At 31.7% G+C, this 18,958-nt stretch carries 20 protein-coding genes and 1 riboswitch; of the genes, 5 read left to right on the forward strand and 15 right to left on the reverse strand.

The window, feature by feature from the left end:
- From SA378_RS08390 to SA378_RS08405, 4 genes are all read right to left on the reverse strand, one after another.
- Positions 1-549 (reverse strand): PD-(D/E)XK nuclease family protein (locus tag SA378_RS08390; RefSeq protein ID WP_318525537.1); only part of this gene is annotated, 549 nt, incomplete at its 3' end.
- A gap of 28 nt (positions 550-577) precedes the next feature.
- The gene (locus SA378_RS08395; protein ID WP_318525538.1) at positions 578-1,003 is read right to left on the reverse strand and encodes a DUF6508 domain-containing protein; all 426 of its coding nucleotides are present in this window, start codon (positions 1,001-1,003) and stop codon (positions 578-580) included.
- 16 nt (positions 1,004-1,019) lie between these two features.
- A complete protein-coding gene (locus SA378_RS08400; RefSeq protein ID WP_318525539.1) occupies positions 1,020-1,622 on the reverse strand; it encodes an HNH endonuclease in 603 nt (200 codons plus the stop codon).
- 89 nt (positions 1,623-1,711) lie between these two features.
- A complete protein-coding gene (locus tag SA378_RS08405; RefSeq protein WP_318525540.1) occupies positions 1,712-2,683 on the reverse strand; it encodes a transglutaminase domain-containing protein in 972 nt (323 codons plus the stop codon).
- Positions 2,684-3,063: 380 nt separating this feature from the next.
- Between SA378_RS08405 and SA378_RS08410 the strand changes: the two genes are divergently transcribed.
- Entirely contained in the window at positions 3,064-3,699 is a 636-nt protein-coding gene (locus tag SA378_RS08410) for a site-specific integrase (protein ID WP_318525541.1), read from the forward strand.
- Between the two features lie 80 nt (positions 3,700-3,779).
- Here the strand turns inward: SA378_RS08410 and guaA are convergent, their stop codons facing one another.
- From guaA to gcvT, 5 genes are all read right to left on the reverse strand, one after another.
- Positions 3,780-5,312 carry a glutamine-hydrolyzing GMP synthase gene (guaA, locus tag SA378_RS08415; protein WP_318525542.1) on the reverse strand — a complete coding sequence of 511 codons (1,533 nt, stop codon included), beginning with the start codon at positions 5,310-5,312 and terminating at the stop codon, positions 3,780-3,782.
- A gap of 140 nt (positions 5,313-5,452) precedes the next feature.
- Entirely contained in the window at positions 5,453-6,913 is a 1,461-nt protein-coding gene (gcvPB, locus tag SA378_RS08420) for an aminomethyl-transferring glycine dehydrogenase subunit GcvPB (RefSeq protein WP_318525543.1), read from the reverse strand.
- A gap of 1 nt (position 6,914) precedes the next feature.
- Complete coding sequence (gene gcvPA / locus SA378_RS08425; RefSeq protein WP_318525544.1) at positions 6,915-8,252, reverse strand: aminomethyl-transferring glycine dehydrogenase subunit GcvPA; 1,338 nt, start codon at positions 8,250-8,252, stop codon at positions 6,915-6,917.
- Between the two features lie 10 nt (positions 8,253-8,262).
- The gene (gcvH, locus tag SA378_RS08430; protein WP_318525545.1) at positions 8,263-8,637 is read right to left on the reverse strand and encodes a glycine cleavage system protein GcvH; all 375 of its coding nucleotides are present in this window, start codon (positions 8,635-8,637) and stop codon (positions 8,263-8,265) included.
- Between the two features lie 50 nt (positions 8,638-8,687).
- A complete protein-coding gene (gcvT, locus tag SA378_RS08435; protein WP_318525546.1) occupies positions 8,688-9,785 on the reverse strand; it encodes a glycine cleavage system aminomethyltransferase GcvT in 1,098 nt (365 codons plus the stop codon).
- Positions 9,786-9,914: 129 nt separating this feature from the next.
- A riboswitch (glycine riboswitch) is annotated at positions 9,915-10,011 on the reverse strand.
- Between the two features lie 251 nt (positions 10,012-10,262).
- Between gcvT and SA378_RS08440 the strand changes: the two genes are divergently transcribed.
- A complete protein-coding gene (locus tag SA378_RS08440) occupies positions 10,263-10,748 on the forward strand; it encodes a flavodoxin domain-containing protein (RefSeq protein ID WP_318525547.1) in 486 nt (161 codons plus the stop codon).
- A gap of 119 nt (positions 10,749-10,867) precedes the next feature.
- Here the strand turns inward: SA378_RS08440 and SA378_RS08445 are convergent, their stop codons facing one another.
- The 4 genes from SA378_RS08445 to SA378_RS08460 form a co-directional block, all read right to left on the reverse strand.
- Positions 10,868-11,161 carry a hypothetical protein gene (locus SA378_RS08445; protein WP_318525548.1) on the reverse strand — a complete coding sequence of 98 codons (294 nt, stop codon included), beginning with the start codon at positions 11,159-11,161 and terminating at the stop codon, positions 10,868-10,870.
- 113 nt (positions 11,162-11,274) lie between these two features.
- A complete protein-coding gene (locus tag SA378_RS08450; RefSeq protein ID WP_318525549.1) occupies positions 11,275-11,991 on the reverse strand; it encodes a TrmH family RNA methyltransferase in 717 nt (238 codons plus the stop codon).
- Between the two features lie 9 nt (positions 11,992-12,000).
- Entirely contained in the window at positions 12,001-12,939 is a 939-nt protein-coding gene (locus SA378_RS08455) for an AEC family transporter (RefSeq protein ID WP_318525550.1), read from the reverse strand.
- Positions 12,940-12,968: 29 nt separating this feature from the next.
- Positions 12,969-14,006, reverse strand: a complete 1,038-nt coding sequence (locus SA378_RS08460) for a M42 family metallopeptidase (protein WP_318525551.1) — start codon at positions 14,004-14,006, stop codon at positions 12,969-12,971.
- A 139-nt stretch (positions 14,007-14,145) separates the two neighbouring features.
- Between SA378_RS08460 and SA378_RS08465 the strand changes: the two genes are divergently transcribed.
- Positions 14,146-16,125 (forward strand): S9 family peptidase, encoded by a 1,980-nt coding sequence (locus SA378_RS08465; RefSeq protein WP_318525552.1) that lies wholly within the window; start codon positions 14,146-14,148, stop codon positions 16,123-16,125.
- 139 nt (positions 16,126-16,264) lie between these two features.
- Here the strand turns inward: SA378_RS08465 and SA378_RS08470 are convergent, their stop codons facing one another.
- Together SA378_RS08470 and SA378_RS08475 are read right to left on the reverse strand one after the other, a co-directional pair.
- Positions 16,265-16,468 carry a hypothetical protein gene (locus tag SA378_RS08470; RefSeq protein WP_318525553.1) on the reverse strand — a complete coding sequence of 68 codons (204 nt, stop codon included), beginning with the start codon at positions 16,466-16,468 and terminating at the stop codon, positions 16,265-16,267.
- A gap of 66 nt (positions 16,469-16,534) precedes the next feature.
- Positions 16,535-16,834, reverse strand: a complete 300-nt coding sequence (locus tag SA378_RS08475) for a hypothetical protein (RefSeq protein ID WP_318525554.1) — start codon at positions 16,832-16,834, stop codon at positions 16,535-16,537.
- Positions 16,835-16,988: 154 nt separating this feature from the next.
- Between SA378_RS08475 and SA378_RS08480 the strand changes: the two genes are divergently transcribed.
- On the forward strand, positions 16,989-18,359 hold the full coding sequence (locus tag SA378_RS08480) for a GerMN domain-containing protein (protein ID WP_318525555.1): 1,371 nt from the start codon (positions 16,989-16,991) through the stop codon (positions 18,357-18,359).
- Between the two features lie 17 nt (positions 18,360-18,376).
- Positions 18,377-18,769, forward strand: coding sequence for a hypothetical protein (locus SA378_RS08485; protein WP_318525556.1), 393 nt, complete (start codon positions 18,377-18,379; stop codon positions 18,767-18,769).
- The last annotated feature ends 189 nt before the right edge of the window (positions 18,770-18,958 follow it).

Genomic DNA, 18,958 nt, shown 5'->3' on the forward strand with positions numbered 1-18,958 from the left:
TGATATCCAATTATCAGCATCACTTGCCTCATCTTTATCAGGAGTAAGAAAAATATATATTGCATCATAACCTTCACTTTTTTGATATGTTGCTTCTACCTTTTCTTGATACCTTTCAAGTTGGTTGTCATGCTCTGCTGAGCCTATTTTATTCTCAATACATATAACCAACTTGTCCTCCTTTGAAATTAATAATATATCAATATTGTTCCACTCTCTCATAATAACAAAATTAGAAAAATCCAGAGTTAGCAATTCAAGAACATTTATTTTTTTTGATTCAAAATATCCCCTGTTTTTTTTAACAATAATTTGCAGTATATTTTTAATAAAATTATCGTTTAATCCATGATTTTCATTTGCATCTAACAGCCAAGACAACATATTACTGTGCCTGATTTCAGTCCTTGAAACTTTCAGCACATCGAAAATGTTTACTCTTGATATCCATGGTTTCAAAGAATTCAAACAATCAATATCCAATAAGAACTCTTTCAAAGCTTCTTCGTCAGTTAATATTACGTTTTCTGCTGATAATTCCTTATTCATTCAAATACCTTCTTTCAATTGTCTTTGTTTATTGAATATCAATTACTTTCTTAAGCCTTTTCAAAATCTTTAAGAATATTTTTTTATCTACAGCTACAGCCCATAATCCATCACAAAAACGTTCTTGTCTTATGTAAAATGTCAGTATAGCACTTGTAATTACTAAATCATCATTATCTAAGGCAGTTATCATTTTATCGTCATCATATATACTATGAAGGTTAATGATATCCAAATAATCTTTACACATTAGACTTGATTTATAAACATCTTCTGTAAAATCAATTAAAGTTTCATCATAGTTAGGATAAGACATTTCATAAAGATTATCTCCTATTTTACCACCACCTCGCCATTCACAAACACTTTGTTTTGTTGCTGTTTCAAAATATGGAATGTATGTACATAATCTCTCTATATCACTTTTTACTTTTTCTTCTAATAAAATATCCACTGCTAACCTCCGTATATTACATATAATCACTTTTTCCTAAATTACATCTTGAGCAAAGGGTTTGTAGATTGTTTATTTCAGTTTCGCCGCCTTTTGACCATGGAATTATATGGTCAATATGCAATTCTACACTTTGATCTTTTGCAGGTGAAGCACCACATATGCAGCATTTAAAATTATCTCGTTTGAAAACATCAAACCTTAACTTTACACTTGCATCCCTTTTGGTTCTGTGTTTTATAGACTTTTTATCAGTATCTTTTATTTTTTCTTCTTTTATTTGAAGACCATCATAAGACTCATAATGAATTACTCCATTTGACCATTTTCCAATGGCTATTTCAAATCCTCCTTTTGGTTTATGAAATATTGTGCCGTTGTAAGGATAATTCTCGCCTAAGAATTTATATGTCTTATTACCCATATACTCAAATAAATGTAAATAATTTTCAAAATCAATCCCATTATTAATTCGGTTATAACAATAGTCACTAGGTATTACACTACCAGGATTACAACCATGTTTTAAAACTGCCTTATTAATAATTTCTTGTGTAGTAAATTCAGTGCCAATCTGACAATCTTTGAATGTATCTTTTATTTTTTCCAAAATGGTCATTTGTTAAATTTCCCCCTTACTTAAATCTAACTAAAAAGTATATATATTATAAACACTCTTCCGCAAAATGTTATTAAGTTTTTATTATTTCAATAATCTAAACAAAAAGGGTACTGCATAACTTCCCAAGTATGTGTTTTTTCCATTTCAACATCCGATTTATTAAAATATTTATAATCTACTTGTCCAAATTGCATAGGGCCTGGATTATCGAAAGTAACATCAACATGATAATAAAATTTTTCTAATTTTATAATGTTCCAGGCATGCTTATACTCCTTATTAATATTAGAAATAGTGTCACCTATTACAACGTAAGATTCTATCCCGCATAAATACATAAATATTTGAAATGTTTCAGCATAAGCATCGCATACACCCATATGATTAAACAGCAATCCATATGGAGTATGTGACACCTCTAAAATATTATTACTATTAAGTCCATTCGCATCATACATTGATGCTCTTATCAAATAGTCATGTACTGCTTTTTCCTTCTCATAAGGACTCATCCTTGGATTTATAATTAAACCATATATTCTTTTTATCTCACCTAATACCTTAAGTTCAGTACTGTTTAATTTATTTTCAAGAAACGGATTTATGCTAGCTATCAAAACCTTAAAACCTTGAGTATACTTTACCTCTATATCTACATCATATTTTATAAAACCAGAGTCATTGATTTGAGTTACAGTACATGAAAATTTATTGTTGCTTTGGAAAACTTTTTTATTTGATAGGAGAATCATGATGTATTCTGTGCTAACTTTATAACAACATCTAAAAGAAATTTTATCCTCGATAATATAATATTGTTTGCTTATTAATTCAATAAGTTCTTTTTCTCTTCGTTGGGATTGATTAATGCTTTCAGTCGTATTCTGACTATCTTTTTCTTTGTGCTTATTACCATTAGATACTTTGACAGAAGATATGAAATATTTAATTGAATAATAAGTACAATATAAAACCATCCATACTCCTCCAATGAGAAGGCCTACCATCAAAGCATTAACAAATATGCCAAATAAAAAAGTCAAAATATTTTTTATCATAAAAATACCCCTAAATTGTATGAGGATAGTGTCAAGTAGACACTCCTATTATTTTATTAAAACCTTATATTAATCAATAACATTATAACATAAATTTTCCAATTCCATACAGATAAATTAACAAATAAAAAAACCGACATAAATAACATTCATGGTTATCAAGGTCGGCAATAAATTCTACCTTTATTTAATTTCAACTTCTATCTCTGTCCCATCCAATAATCTCACTATCAATAATCTTTTATCAAAAACAGTTATCTTTTCCACAAGACTAAAGAACAGTTCCAAAATTCATTAATTATTGCGGTTATTCAGCTATATTTAATTTTGCTGGTAAATATTATAACTTGGCTGAAAACCCTGCAAGAACATGCGGAAGTATGGAAAAAAAGAATGCTGATTCAATGCAATTCTGGACTGTTGCTGAATTTAATAAGTTCATTGCTGCTGTGGAAGATAAGTTAATATCAAAGGTATGTTTTAAGATTCTTTTTTGGACAGGCATTAGGTCAGGCGAATTATTAGCATTAACACTAAGTGATTTCGATTATGAAAATAAAACATTGAGTATTACTAAAAATTATGCTAGACTTAATAAAGAAGATTTAATTCTTGAGCCAAAGACACCCAAAAGCAAAAGAGTTGTTACAATTCCAACTTTTTTATGCGACCTGGTTCAAGAATATGTAAGCAAATTATATGAATATGAACCTGATGAGAGATTATTTCAAACAACAAAATTTTACTTACAGCATGAAATGAATAGAGGTTGTAAAAAATCAGGTGTTAAAAAAATAAGAGTTCATGATTTAAGACATTCACACGCATCACTTTTAATAGAAATGGGGTTCTCCCCTTTGTTAATATCTGAAAGACTTGGTCATGAAAATATTGAAACAACATTAAACACTTATTCACATTTATATCCAAACAAACAAAGTCAAGTATCTGATAAGCTTCAACTGCTTAACCAAAAATCTATAGGCAATTCCATAGATGAAAACAAAAAATTTTAAAAGTGTACGTTTTATGTACGATGAACAAAAAAATAAACCTTGAAAAGCTCTATTTGCAAGCTTTTCAAGGTTTTTATTTTTTATTCCCACTCAATAGTAGCAGGTGGCTTGCTTGTTACGTCGTAAACTATTCTATTTACATTGTCTACTTCATTAACTATTCTGTTACTTACTTTTTCTAATACATCATATGGTATTCTTGACCAATCTGATGTCATGCCGTCTGTTGAGTTTACTGCTCTTAGTGCAACAGTGTGTGAGTATGTTCTTTCGTCTCCCATAACTCCTACGCTTCTGATGTTTGGAAGTGCTGCAAAGTATTGCCATATTTTATTCTGTAAGCCTGCTTTTTTGATTTCATCTCTGAAAATGAAGTCAGCTTCTCTTACAATTTTAAGTTTATCTTCTGTTATTTCGCCTAAAACACGAATTGCAAGTCCTGGTCCCGGGAATGGCTGTCTTTCAACTACTTCTTCTGGTATTCCAAGTTCTCTTCCAACTTGTCTTACTTCATCCTTGAACAACTGTCTTAATGGTTCTAATAGTTCAAAGTCAACATCTTCCGGAAGTCCTCCAACATTGTGGTGGCTCTTGATTACTGAAGCTGTTGCAGTTCCGCTTTCTATAACGTCAGGATAAATAGTTCCTTGAACCAAGTAATCTATATGTCCGAATTCTTCTTTTAATTTTTCTTTTTCTTCTTCAAATACACGAATAAATTCATTGCCAATGATTTTACGCTTTGTTTCAGGATCTGATACACCTGCTAACTTGCCTAAAAATCTTTCGCCTGCGTTTACTCTGATAAGGTTCATTTTGAATTTGTCTTTGAAAACTTGTTCAACCTGATCACCTTCATCTTTTCTAAGAAGACCATGATCTACAAATACGCATATTAAATTTGAACCAATGGCTTTGTGAACCATAACAGCTGCAACTGAAGAATCAACTCCTCCAGACATTGCGCACAATGCTTTTTTGTCACCTACCTGGGCTTTTATTTTTGCTATTGCTTCTTCGCAAAAATTACCCATGTTCCAATCTTTGCCTAGACCGCATACATTGTACACGAAATTATTTATAATTTCTCTTCCTTTTTCTGTATGCTCAACTTCCGGATGGAACTGAACAGCATAAATTTTCTTAGCTTCATTTTTCATGGCACATACTGGACATGTTTCTGTTTTTGCTGTAATTTCAAAACTTTCAGGTGCTCTTTCAATATAATCAGTATGGCTCATCCAGCATAAAGAATTTTGGTCAATATCACTGAATAATTTATCATCTGACAAAATTTCAAGTTTAGTTCTTCCGTATTCCCTTGAATCAGCTCTCTTTACCTTGCCTCCAAATTCCTGTGCTATAAATTGTCCTCCATAGCATATGCCCAGAATTGGCACTCCCAAGTCGAAAATTTCTTTAGTCACACTTGGGGCATTTTCAACATAAACACTTGCTGGTCCTCCAGATAGTATTATTCCCTTTGGATTTTTCTCTTTAATTTTATCTATTGTATATGTGTATGGTACTATCTCGCAATATACGCTGGCTTCTCTAACCCTTCTAGCAATGAGTTGACTGTATTGTGCACCGAAATCAACTATCAATATCATTTTTATTACTCCTCTTTTTTGGTCTCTACGTACGACCTTCATATTTATATTAGATTATCAAAAAAACTTATGTGTGTCAATTAGTAATTAACAAAAGCAGGTTTTTTAACCTGCCTTTATTAACATATTAACTTTTGTTTTTACTGCTTGTTATATCGCAATATCGGTTTTCTTGCAGCTGTTGCTTCATCCAGCCTTGATATTATAGTTGTATGAGGAGCTGATTTTACAATTTCAGGATTGTTTTCCACTTCGTCTGCTATTTGTCTCATAACTGTTATAAATTCATCCAATGTTTCCTTTGACTCACTTTCTGTAGGTTCAATCATCATAGCCTCAGAAACTATAAGAGGAAAATAAATTGTTGGTGGATGGAATCCAAAGTCCAATAGTCTTTTTGCTATATCTAAAGTTGATACACCATTTTTCTTTTTTTGCCAGTCACCGGACAGTACGCATTCATGCATGCATTCTCTGTCAACCGGCAAATAATATTTATCTTTAAGCTTGTTAGCAATGTAATTTGCATTTAAAACTGCATTTTCAGAAATTGCTTTGATGCCATCCGGCCCCATGCTTAAAATATAGGCATACGCCCTTACCAAGATTCCAAAGTTTCCATACAAAAATTTAACTTTTCCTATGGAAAGTGGTTTGTCATAATCCATGAAGTATTCATTTTCTTTTTTTGCAACAACCGGTACCGGTAAAAATTGAACAAGTTCTTTTTTTACACCAACAGGAACTGCTCCCGGTCCTCCTCCACCATGAGGTGTACTGAATGTTTTATGAAGATTTAAATGCACAACATCAAATCCCATGTCTCCCGGTCTTGAAATTCCCAATATTGCATTGGCATTTGCTCCGTCATAATACATAAGACCTCCTGCCTCATGAACTATTTTGGATATTTCCAATATATTAGTGTCAAACAAGCCCAGTGTATTTGGATTTGTAAGCATAAAACCAGCTATTTCATCACTCATTACACTTTTCAAAGACTCAATATCCACTAAACCATTTTCATTTGATTTAACTTCTACAACATCAAATCCGGCAACTGCTGCAGATGCAGGGTTTGTGCCATGTGCTGAGTCAGGTAAAACAATTTTTGTCCTCTTATTATCTTTTCTGTTTCTGTGGTACGCCTTAATAATCATTAATCCTGTCAATTCTCCGTGAGCTCCTGCTGCAGGCTGAAGTGTAAAGCCATCCATGCCTGTTATTTCGGAGAGCAAGGCATCTAAATTGTACATAAGTTCTAGAGCACCTTGAACAGTTTTTTCAGACTGATATGGATGTATTTTAGTAAAACCATCAAATCTTGCTACCAACTCATTTACTTTTGGATTGTATTTCATTGTGCAGCTTCCAAGAGGATAAAATCCGGAATCTACTCCGTGATTTCTTTGTGAAAGCTGTGTAAAATGACGAACTGCATCTAATTCACTTACTTCTGGAAGCTCAGGTGCCTCTTCCCTCATATATTTAATGTCTAAAATTTCATTTATTGAAATTTCGGGTACATCACATTCAGGAAGGGAATATGCTTTTCTGCCTTTTTTACTTATTTCAAATATTAAAGCTTTATGTTTTTGCATATTATTCAGCCACCTTTCTTGTCAAGTCATCTATTTCCTGCTTTGTTCGTTTTTCTGTAACTGCAACAAGCCATCCGTTTTTAAGTTCAGGATAATTTTTTTCTATGTCATATCCTCCAATAATTTTATTGCTTAACAATTTATCGTTCAGCGCATTAACGGGAATTTCACTTTTTAAAACAAATTCTTTAAAAAATGGTGCTGAAAATACAGGGCTAAATTTTCCCGTTTTAATTAATTCATTATAAGCATAATGTGATTTATTAATACATAATTCCGCTACTTTTTTTAAGCCTTCTTTACCCATAAATGTTAAATACATAGTAGCTTGCAAAGCATTTAATGCTTGGTTTGAACAAATATTTGATGTTGCTTTTTCTCTTCTTATATGTTGTTCTCTAGTCTGCATAGTAAGTACAAAACCTCTGTTTCCAAACGAATCTGATGTCTGGCCAACAATTCTTCCTGGCATTTTACGCATAAGCTTTTCAGTAACAGCCATGAAACCTAAATACGGTCCTCCAAAATTCAAAGGATTTCCAAGCGATTGCCCTTCTCCTACAGCTATGTCAACACCTAATTCTCCAGGACTTTTTAAAATTGCCAAAGAGACAGGATCTGCACTTACTGCCAATAAGCTTTTATTATCATGAGCTAAATCAACAATTTCTCCAATATCTTCAATTATGCCGAAAAAATTCGGACTTTGAATTATTACTGCTGCAGTGTTCTTGTTTAACTTTGATTTTAAATCGTCTATGTCAGTTTGCCCGTCTTTGTACCCTATTTCTGTTACTGTCATATTTCTAAATTGTGCATATGTATTTAATACTTGGCGGCTTTCCGGATGTACTGTATTTGAAATTAGTATTTCTGACCTTTTTGTTGCTTCGCATGCCATAATTGCAGCTTCTGTCATAGCTGTAGCACCATCATACATCGATGCATTTGCTACAGGCAATCCTGTAAGCTCACATATCATTGTTTGATATTCAAATATTGCCTGAAGGGTTCCTTGGCTGATTTCCGGTTGATATGGAGTATATGCTGTGTAAAATTCCTGTCTTGATATTAACTGGTCAATAGTTGCAGGTATATAATGATCATAAGTACCCGCTCCTAAAAAGCAGGCATAATCATCCGTATTCAAATTTTCATTAGATAATTCTTTTATATTTTTCACTAATTCCATTTCTGACAATGCTTCTGGAATATTTAATTTTCCTTTTAAATGCACTGAATCAGGAACAGCTTTAAAAAGAGAATCTATGTCTGGATAACCAATTTCTTTTAGCATTTGCTCTCTATCTTCATCAGTATTTCCGATATATCTCGTCATGACTTCTCCTTTATTCACATATATTTTTATAATCTTCTGCTGAAAGCAAGCTGTTTATTTCAGTTGGATCAGTTATATCTAAAGCTATAAGCCAAGACTCATATGGTGATTCATTTATTAAGCTTGGATTGTCTATTAACTCCTCATTTATTTCTGCTACAGTTCCTGACAATGGAGAAAAAACATCTGAAGCTGCCTTAACAGATTCAAGCACTATGCATTGATCACCTGCTTCTACAGTCGTATCAACTTCAGGTAAATCAACATAAACAACATCTCCTAAATGATCCTGCGCATAGTCAGTAATTCCAATATATGCCTTATTTCCTTCAACTCTAACCCATTCATGTGATTCTGAATATTTTAAACTTTCTAATACTTTCATAATATCCTCCTGATTTTTATTTTTAAATTTTTTAAATAAAACAGCAATTATTAATTTTTCTTGTATTTTTTTGTATAAAATGGTTTCTTTATTACTTTTGCTTTTAAGTTTTTATTTCTTATAACAACTTCCATTTCAGTGCCTTCCTTTGCATATTCAGCATCTATTAAAGCTAGGCCTATGTTTTTTTTCAATGTTGGAGAATAACTTCCCGTAGTAACATATCCTATTTTATTCCCGTCAGCAAAAACTTCATAATGACTTCTTGGAACGCCTCTGTCTACCATTTCAAAACCAACCACTTTTCTTTTAATTCCCTCTGCTTTTTGTTTTGCAAGAACATCTTTTCCAATAAAATCATCCTTTGCAAGTTTTACAAAAAAACCAAGTCCTGCTTCATAAGGAGTTATATCCTTATCAATTTCCTGTCCGTAAAGAGGAAGTGCAGCTTCGAATCTAAGTGTATCTCTTGCTCCAAGGCCAGCCGGAACAAGACCTTCATCCTTCCCTGCATCAAGAAGCAAATCCCACATTTTTGGTCCGTCTTCTGAAGCAAAATACAATTCAAACCCATCTTCTCCGGTATAACCAGTACGCGATATCAATGCTTTAATGTTTCCTACTATTACGTTGTCTTGGAAATGATAAAATTCTATACCATTTAAATCTATTTCAACAACCTTTTGTAAAATTGACTGTGCATTTGGTCCTTGCAGTGCAAGCTGAGCATAATCTCCGGATACATTTTTCAATTCCGTTTTTCCAAAAACCTGTGATTTCAACCACTCATAATCTTTATCGCTATTCGACGCATTAACAACCAATAAGTAATCAACTGTGCTATACTTATAAACCAATAAATCATCAACTACTCCCCCATCGGGATAGCACATTGTAGTGTAAGCAATTTGATTGTTTGTAAGTACGGAAATGTCATTTGTCACTACCATTTGCACATATTTCTCAGCGTCTTCGCCCTTTACAGTAATTTCGCCCATATGGGACACATCAAATAAACCAGCTTTTGTTCGGACAGCTTCATGTTCAGGAATAATACCGGAATATTCAACAGGAAGCGCCCAACCTCCAAAATCAATTATTTTACCTTTAAGCTCCATGTGCTTTTCATATAATGGTGTTGTTTTCACTTAATCACTCCTTTGATAAATTTATTAGCAGACGACTCAAAATTTGATGAGTCAATCACTATGCTATGTGTAAAAAAAGACAGAGGCAATAACTTACGTCATTATCTCTGTCTTAGGTATTCAGAGTATTGTCCAAGCAAGGTCCTTTTGCCTGAAAGTTTCGTCACACTTCGACTAGTGCAATTTGCTTCTTCGGCGCCCATCGGGACTCTCCCAAGCTTATCACTCAAATATTATATTTATAAATTATTATGTGATACAAATAAATAATTATTTGTTTTAACAATATTATTATAGTGCTTAAATTCCATTGTTGTCAATAGTTTTTAATCGTGAAAAAAACTACTATTGCCATTCATGTTATTTGCATTTTTATAAATGTAATTTTTGCAGATGTCAATTTTATCACAATACATATCTTGACAATTGTTCAATATCATATTATCATTTTGTGTATATTATAAATTGGAGCAGAATATGAAAATTCTAATAGCATACGCAAGTTACAACTCAACAACAGAAACATGTGCAAAGTTGCTGGCTGAAAAACTACCAGATGCAGATATTGTAGATTTAACAAAAGGCATACCCGTTTTATCCGATTATGACACTATAGTTATCGGAAGCTGTATAAGATTTAACATCATTCATAATGCTGTAAAGAATTTTATAGGGAATAATCTGGACACGCTCATGAATATGAATACTGCTATTTACCTGTGCTGCGGTTTCCCGGAAAAAGCAAATCAATATCTTCTTCATAACTTTCCAAAAAAATTGTTAAATAAATCTGTATCTATTCAGTGTTTTGGGGGTAAATTATATGTTAAGCCTTACAGGCTGCATGATAAATTAATTATGAATATTGTTAGAAAGAATTTTAAAACAGATAAAAGAAAACCCACTTATATTGATAATGAAAACATTTTAAAAATGGTTGATGATATCAAAAATATAATATAAAAAAGAAAGAACTATGTTCTCCCTCAGACTATTGACAAACTTGACAAAAATTATTATTTGTCATAAACCTGAGGAAGAATGATGTTCTTCCTTTAAAATATTATCTTAAATTATTGTTATTATCTTTTTTTACCCTTTCTATCTTTATTTTCAAATTCGTTGTTGTTGTTATTATTGTCAGACCTGTTGTTATTGTTTTTGTTTTCAAATTTGTTGTTGTTATTGTTGGCTAGATCGTTGAAACTATTTGCGCCATTATTATTTTTGTTGTTCTGGTAATCGTTGTTCATTTGTTTTTGCTGATTCCTAAAGTTTTGCTGACTGTCTAACTTCGCCTGTTCTTCCCAATTAAACAACTTTTCATTGTTGTTTTTATCCTTGTTTTGATTATTATTAAATTTAATTTTAATCATCCCTTCACAATAATATAGTTAGCAACATTTTGCTACCACAATATATTATTAACATTACCTCAGTTATTATTTATCCTTTTTATGCAATTTAGATGATTTTTTTCCAATTTTTATTAACTGCAAAAATGATACATAGCGATTCCTGCAGCTATTGTAAGATTAAGAGAATCAATGCGGTCTGTATGCTTAATAAGCACGCTTATTCCAACTTTAGAAAAGCTCGAATCCAAGCCTGTCGCCTCATTGCCGAACACAAGGGAAAATTTTTCATCAGCATTATGATTTACTTCTTTTAATGATATAGCTCCATCTAACATGAATGTGTATATTTTGTGATTTTTAAAATTTTCTTTATACTGATTAAAATCTTCATAATATTTAAAATTAATTTTAAATATTGCTCCCATTGAAGCCCTTATAACTTTTGGATCAAATATATCAACTCCTGGACTTATTACAGCTAAATTGCTTAAACCAAATCCAGTCAATGTCCTTATAATTGTACCCATATTTCCCATGTTGCTTGGATTTACCAAGACTACGTGAGATTCGTCGCTTTTCAGCTCACATTGGTATTTAGCAAAAACTCCAATAACAAAACAATTTTCTTTATCACTTATTCTGTTAATAACTTTGTCATTAATTTCTGTTTTAATATTGAATTTATTGCAGAGCTCAAAAATATCCATTGAACTTGTATCTGCCCTGTAATTGGAACTTACCAAGACTTTTATAACAACGCCAGGCCTGGAATTTATTAACTCGACAGTTGGGAACATGCCAAATGTATATGAATAGTCAAAACTTTTTTTATATGGTTTAATATCCAATTTTTCCTCCTAAAACAAGCCAACAGTTTTAAAAAAATATATAAATAAGAATATGCTAAATGGACTTACTAACGTTGAAACAAACACCAGTTGGCCTGCCAATTCATAATTGCAGTCATATTGCTGCGCCATCGTATAGCTTGTAACAGCCACTGACGGTGCAACCATACTGAATATCGCTCCTAATTCTACTCCCCTGAATCCAAATAAAACTGTCACGAAGCTTACTAAAGCCGGAATTACCAAAAGCTTTCCTATTACAACAACAGTGACATATTTTAAATTATTGCGTATGTTTCTTATCTCTATATCTCCTCCAAGAAGCATCAAGGCAAAAGGCGTTGCCACTTTAGCAATGTCGGAAATTGTATTTTCCATAAATTCAGGAAGTTTAATCTTTAATGCAGAAGCAATTATACCAAGAATTGAACCAATTATTAAAGGATTCTTCATAATGCTTATAACTGTTTTCTTTAAATTGCTTTTATCATTAGAATATACATCTAATATTATAACTGCCATGAAATTATAAATAGGTATTATTATAGCTACGATGGTAGTTACTACCCCTAAACCCGATTCTCCAAAAATATTTGTACATAATGTAACTCCAAACAATACAAAATTACTTCTGTAAAGTCCTTGAATAATTACGCCTCTATTCTTATTGTCTTTTTCAAACTTAGGTACGATTATAAATAATATTCCAATAGTGACTAATACTATTCCAATAGCAAAAATTATTAATTTAACATTTACTTCTTCTGCTATTTCGCTTTTGTAAATATTATTAAAAAGAAGCACCGGGAACAATATTTTAAATACAAAGCTGTTTGCTTTTACTAAAAAATCATCATCAAATATTTTTACTTTTTTGAGAAAAGCTCCTACACACATGAGTAAAAATATAGGCGAAACAACATTTAATGAGAATAATAAATTTTCCATGCAAGTCCTTTCTTTATGATATGTCAGAATTATTCTGTCAAATATGCATATATTAATTTTATAGTATTTTCTATTCCTTTTATGTGAGTTCTTTCCATTCCGTGAGAAGCATGTACTCCAGGGCCTATGAGTCCTCCTTTTATGTCGTTTCCTCCCTTAAGGGATGCCGATACATCTGAGCCGTACATTGGATATATATCAACAGCATGGCCAATTTCATGTTTTTCAGCTAATTTGATCAATTTAGTAGTTATATCATAGTCGTACGGACCTGAGCTGTCTTTTGGGCATATGGAAACATCCTGCTCAGTACACGACAGGTCTAAACCTACACATCCCATGTCAATTCCAACTAGTTCATCTATGTCACCTGGAATGCTTGAACATCCATGTCCAACTTCTTCATATGTAGAAATAATTATTTTCACTTTATGTCTCGGTTTAGTTCCAAGCCTGTTAAACAATTCCATAAGACTTAAAGCACAAACTGTTCCAGCTTTGTCATCCATATATCTTGATTTTATAAAACCTGAGCTTGTTATGGTAAACTTCGGCTCTATGGAAATAAAATCACCGTTTGCAATATTTAATGCTTGTACATCGGATTTGGTTTTTACAACTTCATCCAACCTTACAACCATATTTTCTTCATTTCTTTCCTTGCTTTTAGAATCAGGAAATACATGTACCGAAGGGGAAGTTGAAAGCATTGTTCCTGTGTATATTTGTCCATTTCGTGTATGGATTTTGCAATATTCTCCATCAAGTGTAGGAAAAATATTACCTCCAATAGAAGTAAATTTTAGAGTTCCATCGGAATTAATAGATCTTACCATTGCACCAAGAGTATCAACATGAACAGGAATTCCAACACAATAACTGTTATCCAATCCTTCTATTTCTATGATTCCATTTCCCTTTTTATTTTTTTCAAATTTATATCCTGATTCTAAAGAAATATTTTTTATATATTCAATCACATGCATACAAAAGCCCGTGGGGCTAGGTATATTAATGATTTTTTCAAGCAGATTCAAAGTGAAATCTCTGTTTAATTCAATGTTCATTTATTCACGCTCCCATAATGTTATCTTAATGATTATACTACTAATACCTAACTTTACACAATACTTTTAATTGCATATATGTCAAAGAAACTATATAATATTGCTATGATGATTTTAAATTTAGCAGAGGAGGCATATTGTGGAAAACTTAAAACTTAAAGATTTTCTGGATTATAAATTTTTATCGGGATTAGAGCTTTCTCCTAATAAAAACTATGGCGCTTTTGTAGTTAATACCTCAGATTATGAAGAAAACAAATATTTGTCTAACATTTGGATATACAACTGTATTACTTCCGAATATAAGAAACTTACAACTATGAACAATGAAAAAAGCTTCATTTGGTTGGACAATGAAACACTTCTTTTCTCTTCTATGAGAGATGAAAAATTAAAAAAAAGAATTGAAGACGGAGAGGAATGGACAGTTTATTATGCTATAAATATACATGGTGGAGAATCATATGAATATATGCGTATCCCAATGAATGTGAGTGATATAAAAAAAATTGCTGAAGAAAAATTCTTAATAACTGCTACATATGATCATTACGGCATCAATTTGCATTCCCACAAGGGAGAAGATAAATCAAAAGCAATTGACATGATTAAAGAAAACAAGGATTATGAAGTGCTTGATGAAATTCCATTTTGGTCTAACGGAACCGGTTTTACGAACAAAAAAAGAGACCGACTTTATTTGTTTGACAAAGGAACCAAGGATATTGTTCCTATTTCAAAACAATTCGAAAATATTACATTATGTTCTGTAAAAGAAGGAAAAGCTCTTTATGTATCACAAAACTATACTAATAAACTTGAACTTACAAATGAACTTTATATTTATAATTTGTATTCAAGTCAGGCAAAATGCATAGTGGAGGATGATGAATACGCCATAGATTTTGCTGAATTTGTGGGAGATGAAATTGTTTTTTCAGGCTCTTTAATGGATAAATACGGGATTAATCAAAATTTAAGCTTCTATACATTTAAAGATGAAGAAATTCATCTCTTAAGCTGTCACGACTTTGGAATGCACAATTCAATCGGATCAGACTGCCGTTTGGGTGGTGGAAAAGACTACAGAGTACTGAACAATTGCCTGTATTTCGTTGCAACAGAAAACAAGAGTTCATTTATTAAAAAACTTTCCATGGACGGAAAAATAGAAAAATTGACTGCAGACTTTGGTTCAATTGATTGTTTTGACGTATGCAATGATGGAATAATTTTTATTGGACTTAGAGGAACAAAGCTTCAAGAAATATACACATTAGATTCTGGAATTGAAACACAAAAAACAAAATTTAATGAAATAATTTCAGAAACAAAAAATATAGTTGCTCCAGAGCGATTTGAATTTGTAAACGATGGTATCACAATAGAATGTTATATTTTAAAACCGGTAAACTTTGACGAAAATAAATGCTACCCCGGTATTCTTGATATTCACGGAGGTCCAAAAACAGTTTATGGAGAAGTATTTTATCACGAAATGCAATTTTGGGCTAATGAAGGATACTTTGTATTTTTCTGCAATCCAAGAGGGAGCGACGGCAGAGGCGATGAGTTTGCTGACATAAGAGGAAAATATGGAACAATTGATTATGATGACTTAATGAAATTTACAGATTTAGTTTTAAAAAAATATCCTCAGATTGATTCAAGCCGCATAGGTGTTACCGGCGGTTCATACGGAGGATTCATGACTAATTGGATTATTGGTCACACTGACAGATTTAAATGTGCTGCTTCACAAAGAAGCATATCAAACTGGATTTCAAAATTTGGAACAACTGATATAGGATATTATTTTAATGCTGACCAAATACTATCTACTCCATGGGATAATGTAGAAAAAATGTGGTTCCATTCACCCATTAAATATGCAAATCAAGCAGTAACTCCTACATTGTTCATACACTCTCAAGAAGATTACAGATGCTGGCTGGCAGAAGGACTCCAAATGTTCACTGCTTTAAAATATCACGGAGTTGATGCAAGGCTGTGCCTGTTTAAAGGTGAGAACCAAGATTTGAGCAGAAGCGGCAAACCACGCCACAGAGTAAGAAGACTGGAAGAAATGACAAATTGGTTTGAACAGTATTTAGGGTGAGCAGAGAACCCAAATCTGGCTTTTTAGATTTGGTGTGAATCGCTCATCCTGAGCGAAGCGAAGTATCTTATGATAAATACAATAAAATCTTCCGGAATATCTTCCGGAAGATTTTACACATGTACTATGTTGCTTTTTACTAGCAGCCGTGTTTATCATTATCGCAGTTGCAGAATATAATTACCAGTAATAAGAAGAAGAATAATAAGCTGTCATTGTCACCAAATCCTCCAATTCCACCTAATAAACCATCTTCTCCGCAGCAAGCACATCCAATTACTACCAATAGCAAGAAAAAGAATAGTAAACTGTCTCCGCTATCTCCTAATATATTGTTAAACATATAGTACCTCCTAAAATTAATTTTTCTATATATTATTCAATTCCTCGTTTAAGTGTTACTTTAATTTCAATCATTTAATGAATTTAAAAAAAATATTATTTTATCCAAAAACCCTTCATTTCTATTTATATAGGAGCTGTCGCAATGTCTACCGCATAGTCTTGCATTATCTTTGCACAAGTCTCTGTATTTAAATTTGTCGTAATTACTTCTAATTGAATCCATATCACCCAACATTTTTATAAGATAATCCTTTGAGTAATCATCATAGTAATTTTTATTTGTCAATTTATTCAGCAAATATGCTAATTCAATTGCATCCTGCATTTTATTGATTAAATCTTGGTCTGGACCTCTTCTGTCCATAACAACCACCTCGGATATATTTTATTATATTATATGAACTTTTTTTGTTGGTGCTATCCCTGAATATACTTTAAAATATTAATAATATATTTTATTTGTTTTTATTAAGATTTGTTATATAATATGTTTATATAATTACAAAAGAGGTATCTATATGAAAATATTCAGCAATATTTTAATAATAGCACTGATTGGTTTGTTTTCATCTACATATTTATTTAATCTTTCACCTATAGACTACAGGGACACAATTGAAATTCAAACACCAATTGAAAAAAGCACTTTAAGTCTTGCAGCAGACAAAAAAGAACTAATCAATCCAAAATCAGTGATAATTAATCATGTGTCTTTAAATGAAGAAGTAATAAAAAGTGTTTCAGACAATGTTTTCACAGTTGATGTATACAAAGAAAGCACTTTAATAAAAAGCGGCCTAAACGATCTTGAACTTGTTTCACCTTCCAACAACATGACAATTTCAATAAACAAAGATAATCCAATGGTGACAACATTGGATATCAGTCAAGAAAAGCTAGATATTGAAGATGGAAAGTATAATTTAGTATTTCATTCAAATTTAATAGCTGATTCAAAAGAATCTTCCGTTACGATTAAAGTGACCTACGACACAGAAGGCAGTTATTACCCTGCTTCAAATGTTGCTCAATCAGGAACCAAAGGATTGACGCTTTATTTTACCACAGAAAATGCAGATACTTTAATCCCTGTTACAAGATTTGTTGTTGAAGATAAGTCAATAACAAGGATAGCAATAGAACAATTGCAAAATGGTCCAATGAACAGCGGTATGAAAACTTTGATTGGAGATGTTACCAATACTACATATAACAACGGAAATGTTGTAATTGATATTCCAAGTTCATATGTAAGTTACAACAATGGCAGCACAGGAGGAATATTATCGCATGATCAATTTGCTAAAACAATCTTTGCGATTGACAAATATTGGCCAATTCACAGCTTAACATTTACCGTTGACAGAAAAAAAGTAGATACTTATTTTCATGGACTTTCCAGTGAAGAAATAAATGCATTGCCTAATAATGAAAAGGATTATTTGTTATACATGGCTTATAAAATTGACGGCAGATATTACTTGTTTGATTATAAGATTTATCCTGAACAAGTCGGGATAAAATCAGATGATACTATTGAAATGAAAGCTCAGAAAATGTTTGATGCATACAGTGATGCAGATATTCCATACGGAATAAATCCAATACCTGAAAATATTGTGCTTAGAAGCACTAATTTACAAGGTAGCATGCTTATTTTAGATTTTAATGAAAATTTATTAAATGCTTATAACGATAAGAATGATTTAAAGCATATGATGATTGATTCTTTCATATATACATTTACATCCATTCCGGGTGTAGATAGCATTAAAATAACTTTAAACGGCAATGATTTAATTAATTTTGTAGATGAAACAGATTTGACAAAAGCATTATATCCTCCACAATTTATCAATCCGGAAATTGTACAGGAAACCAATGACTAGAAAGGAAATGAAATAAAATGAACGGCTTAAGAAACTTTATGATGGGAAGATACGGAACCGACCAGCTTACATTGGCACTTCTAATTTTAGGAATGATATTTACTTTTATAGGTGATGCATTAGAATTCAATTCTTTAATTACTCTTACATATATAATATTTTTAACTTGCATATTTAGAATTATGTCTAAAAATATATTAGCAAGACAAAAAGAGAACTATAAATTCCTCGAATATTGGAATCCGATAAAATCGTGGTCAAAAGGAAAATATAATATTATTAAGTCAAGTAAAAATTACAAATATATTAAATGTCCAAATTGCAAGCAAAAGCTCCGTGTACCAAGAGGAAAAGGAAAAATTTTAGTAACATGCAAGAACTGCAATACAAAATTTATAGCGAAATCATAGTAACTCAAAACTCAAGTACCAGGGAAACCTCCGAAAACATGGGGGTAAAAAATTAGAAATTTATAAACTTACATTATAAAAATAGATGATGTAATAAATTATTTATAAATTTCAAATAAACAATATTAATTAAGTGTTAATTGTAAAAAACTACAAAAAAATAGATTGATTTTTATTTAATAAAGATCA

This window comes from Sedimentibacter sp. (assembly GCF_033447055.1).
GTDB lineage: Bacteria > Bacillota > Clostridia > Tissierellales > Sedimentibacteraceae > Sedimentibacter.

What these genes read in the sequence shown, in the direction of transcription:
- SA378_RS08405 (WP_318525540.1), bottom strand. Translation starts at nt 2,683, where the DNA reads ATGATAAAAAATATTTTGACTTTTTTATTTGGCATATTTGTTAATGCT.
- SA378_RS08455 (WP_318525550.1), bottom strand. Translation starts at nt 12,939, where the DNA reads ATGGAAAATTTATTATTCTCATTAAATGTTGTTTCGCCTATATTTTTA.
- gcvPA (WP_318525544.1), bottom strand. Translation starts at nt 8,252, where the DNA reads ATGACGAGATATATCGGAAATACTGATGAAGATAGAGAGCAAATGCTA.
- SA378_RS08475 (WP_318525554.1), bottom strand. Translation starts at nt 16,834, where the DNA reads ATGGACAGAAGAGGTCCAGACCAAGATTTAATCAATAAAATGCAGGAT.
- SA378_RS08445 (WP_318525548.1), bottom strand. Translation starts at nt 11,161, where the DNA reads ATGATTAAAATTAAATTTAATAATAATCAAAACAAGGATAAAAACAAC.
- guaA (WP_318525542.1), bottom strand. Translation starts at nt 5,312, where the DNA reads ATGATATTGATAGTTGATTTCGGTGCACAATACAGTCAACTCATTGCT.
- gcvPB (WP_318525543.1), bottom strand. Translation starts at nt 6,913, where the DNA reads ATGCAAAAACATAAAGCTTTAATATTTGAAATAAGTAAAAAAGGCAGA.
- gcvH (WP_318525545.1), bottom strand. Translation starts at nt 8,637, where the DNA reads ATGAAAGTATTAGAAAGTTTAAAATATTCAGAATCACATGAATGGGTT.
- SA378_RS08480 (WP_318525555.1), top strand. Translation starts at nt 16,989, where the DNA reads ATGAAAATATTCAGCAATATTTTAATAATAGCACTGATTGGTTTGTTT.
- SA378_RS08460 (WP_318525551.1), bottom strand. Translation starts at nt 14,006, where the DNA reads ATGAACATTGAATTAAACAGAGATTTCACTTTGAATCTGCTTGAAAAA.
- SA378_RS08440 (WP_318525547.1), top strand. Translation starts at nt 10,263, where the DNA reads ATGAAAATTCTAATAGCATACGCAAGTTACAACTCAACAACAGAAACA.
- SA378_RS08410 (WP_318525541.1), top strand. Translation starts at nt 3,064, where the DNA reads ATGGAAAAAAAGAATGCTGATTCAATGCAATTCTGGACTGTTGCTGAA.
- SA378_RS08400 (WP_318525539.1), bottom strand. Translation starts at nt 1,622, where the DNA reads ATGACCATTTTGGAAAAAATAAAAGATACATTCAAAGATTGTCAGATT.
- SA378_RS08470 (WP_318525553.1), bottom strand. Translation starts at nt 16,468, where the DNA reads ATGTTTAACAATATATTAGGAGATAGCGGAGACAGTTTACTATTCTTT.
- SA378_RS08485 (WP_318525556.1), top strand. Translation starts at nt 18,377, where the DNA reads ATGAACGGCTTAAGAAACTTTATGATGGGAAGATACGGAACCGACCAG.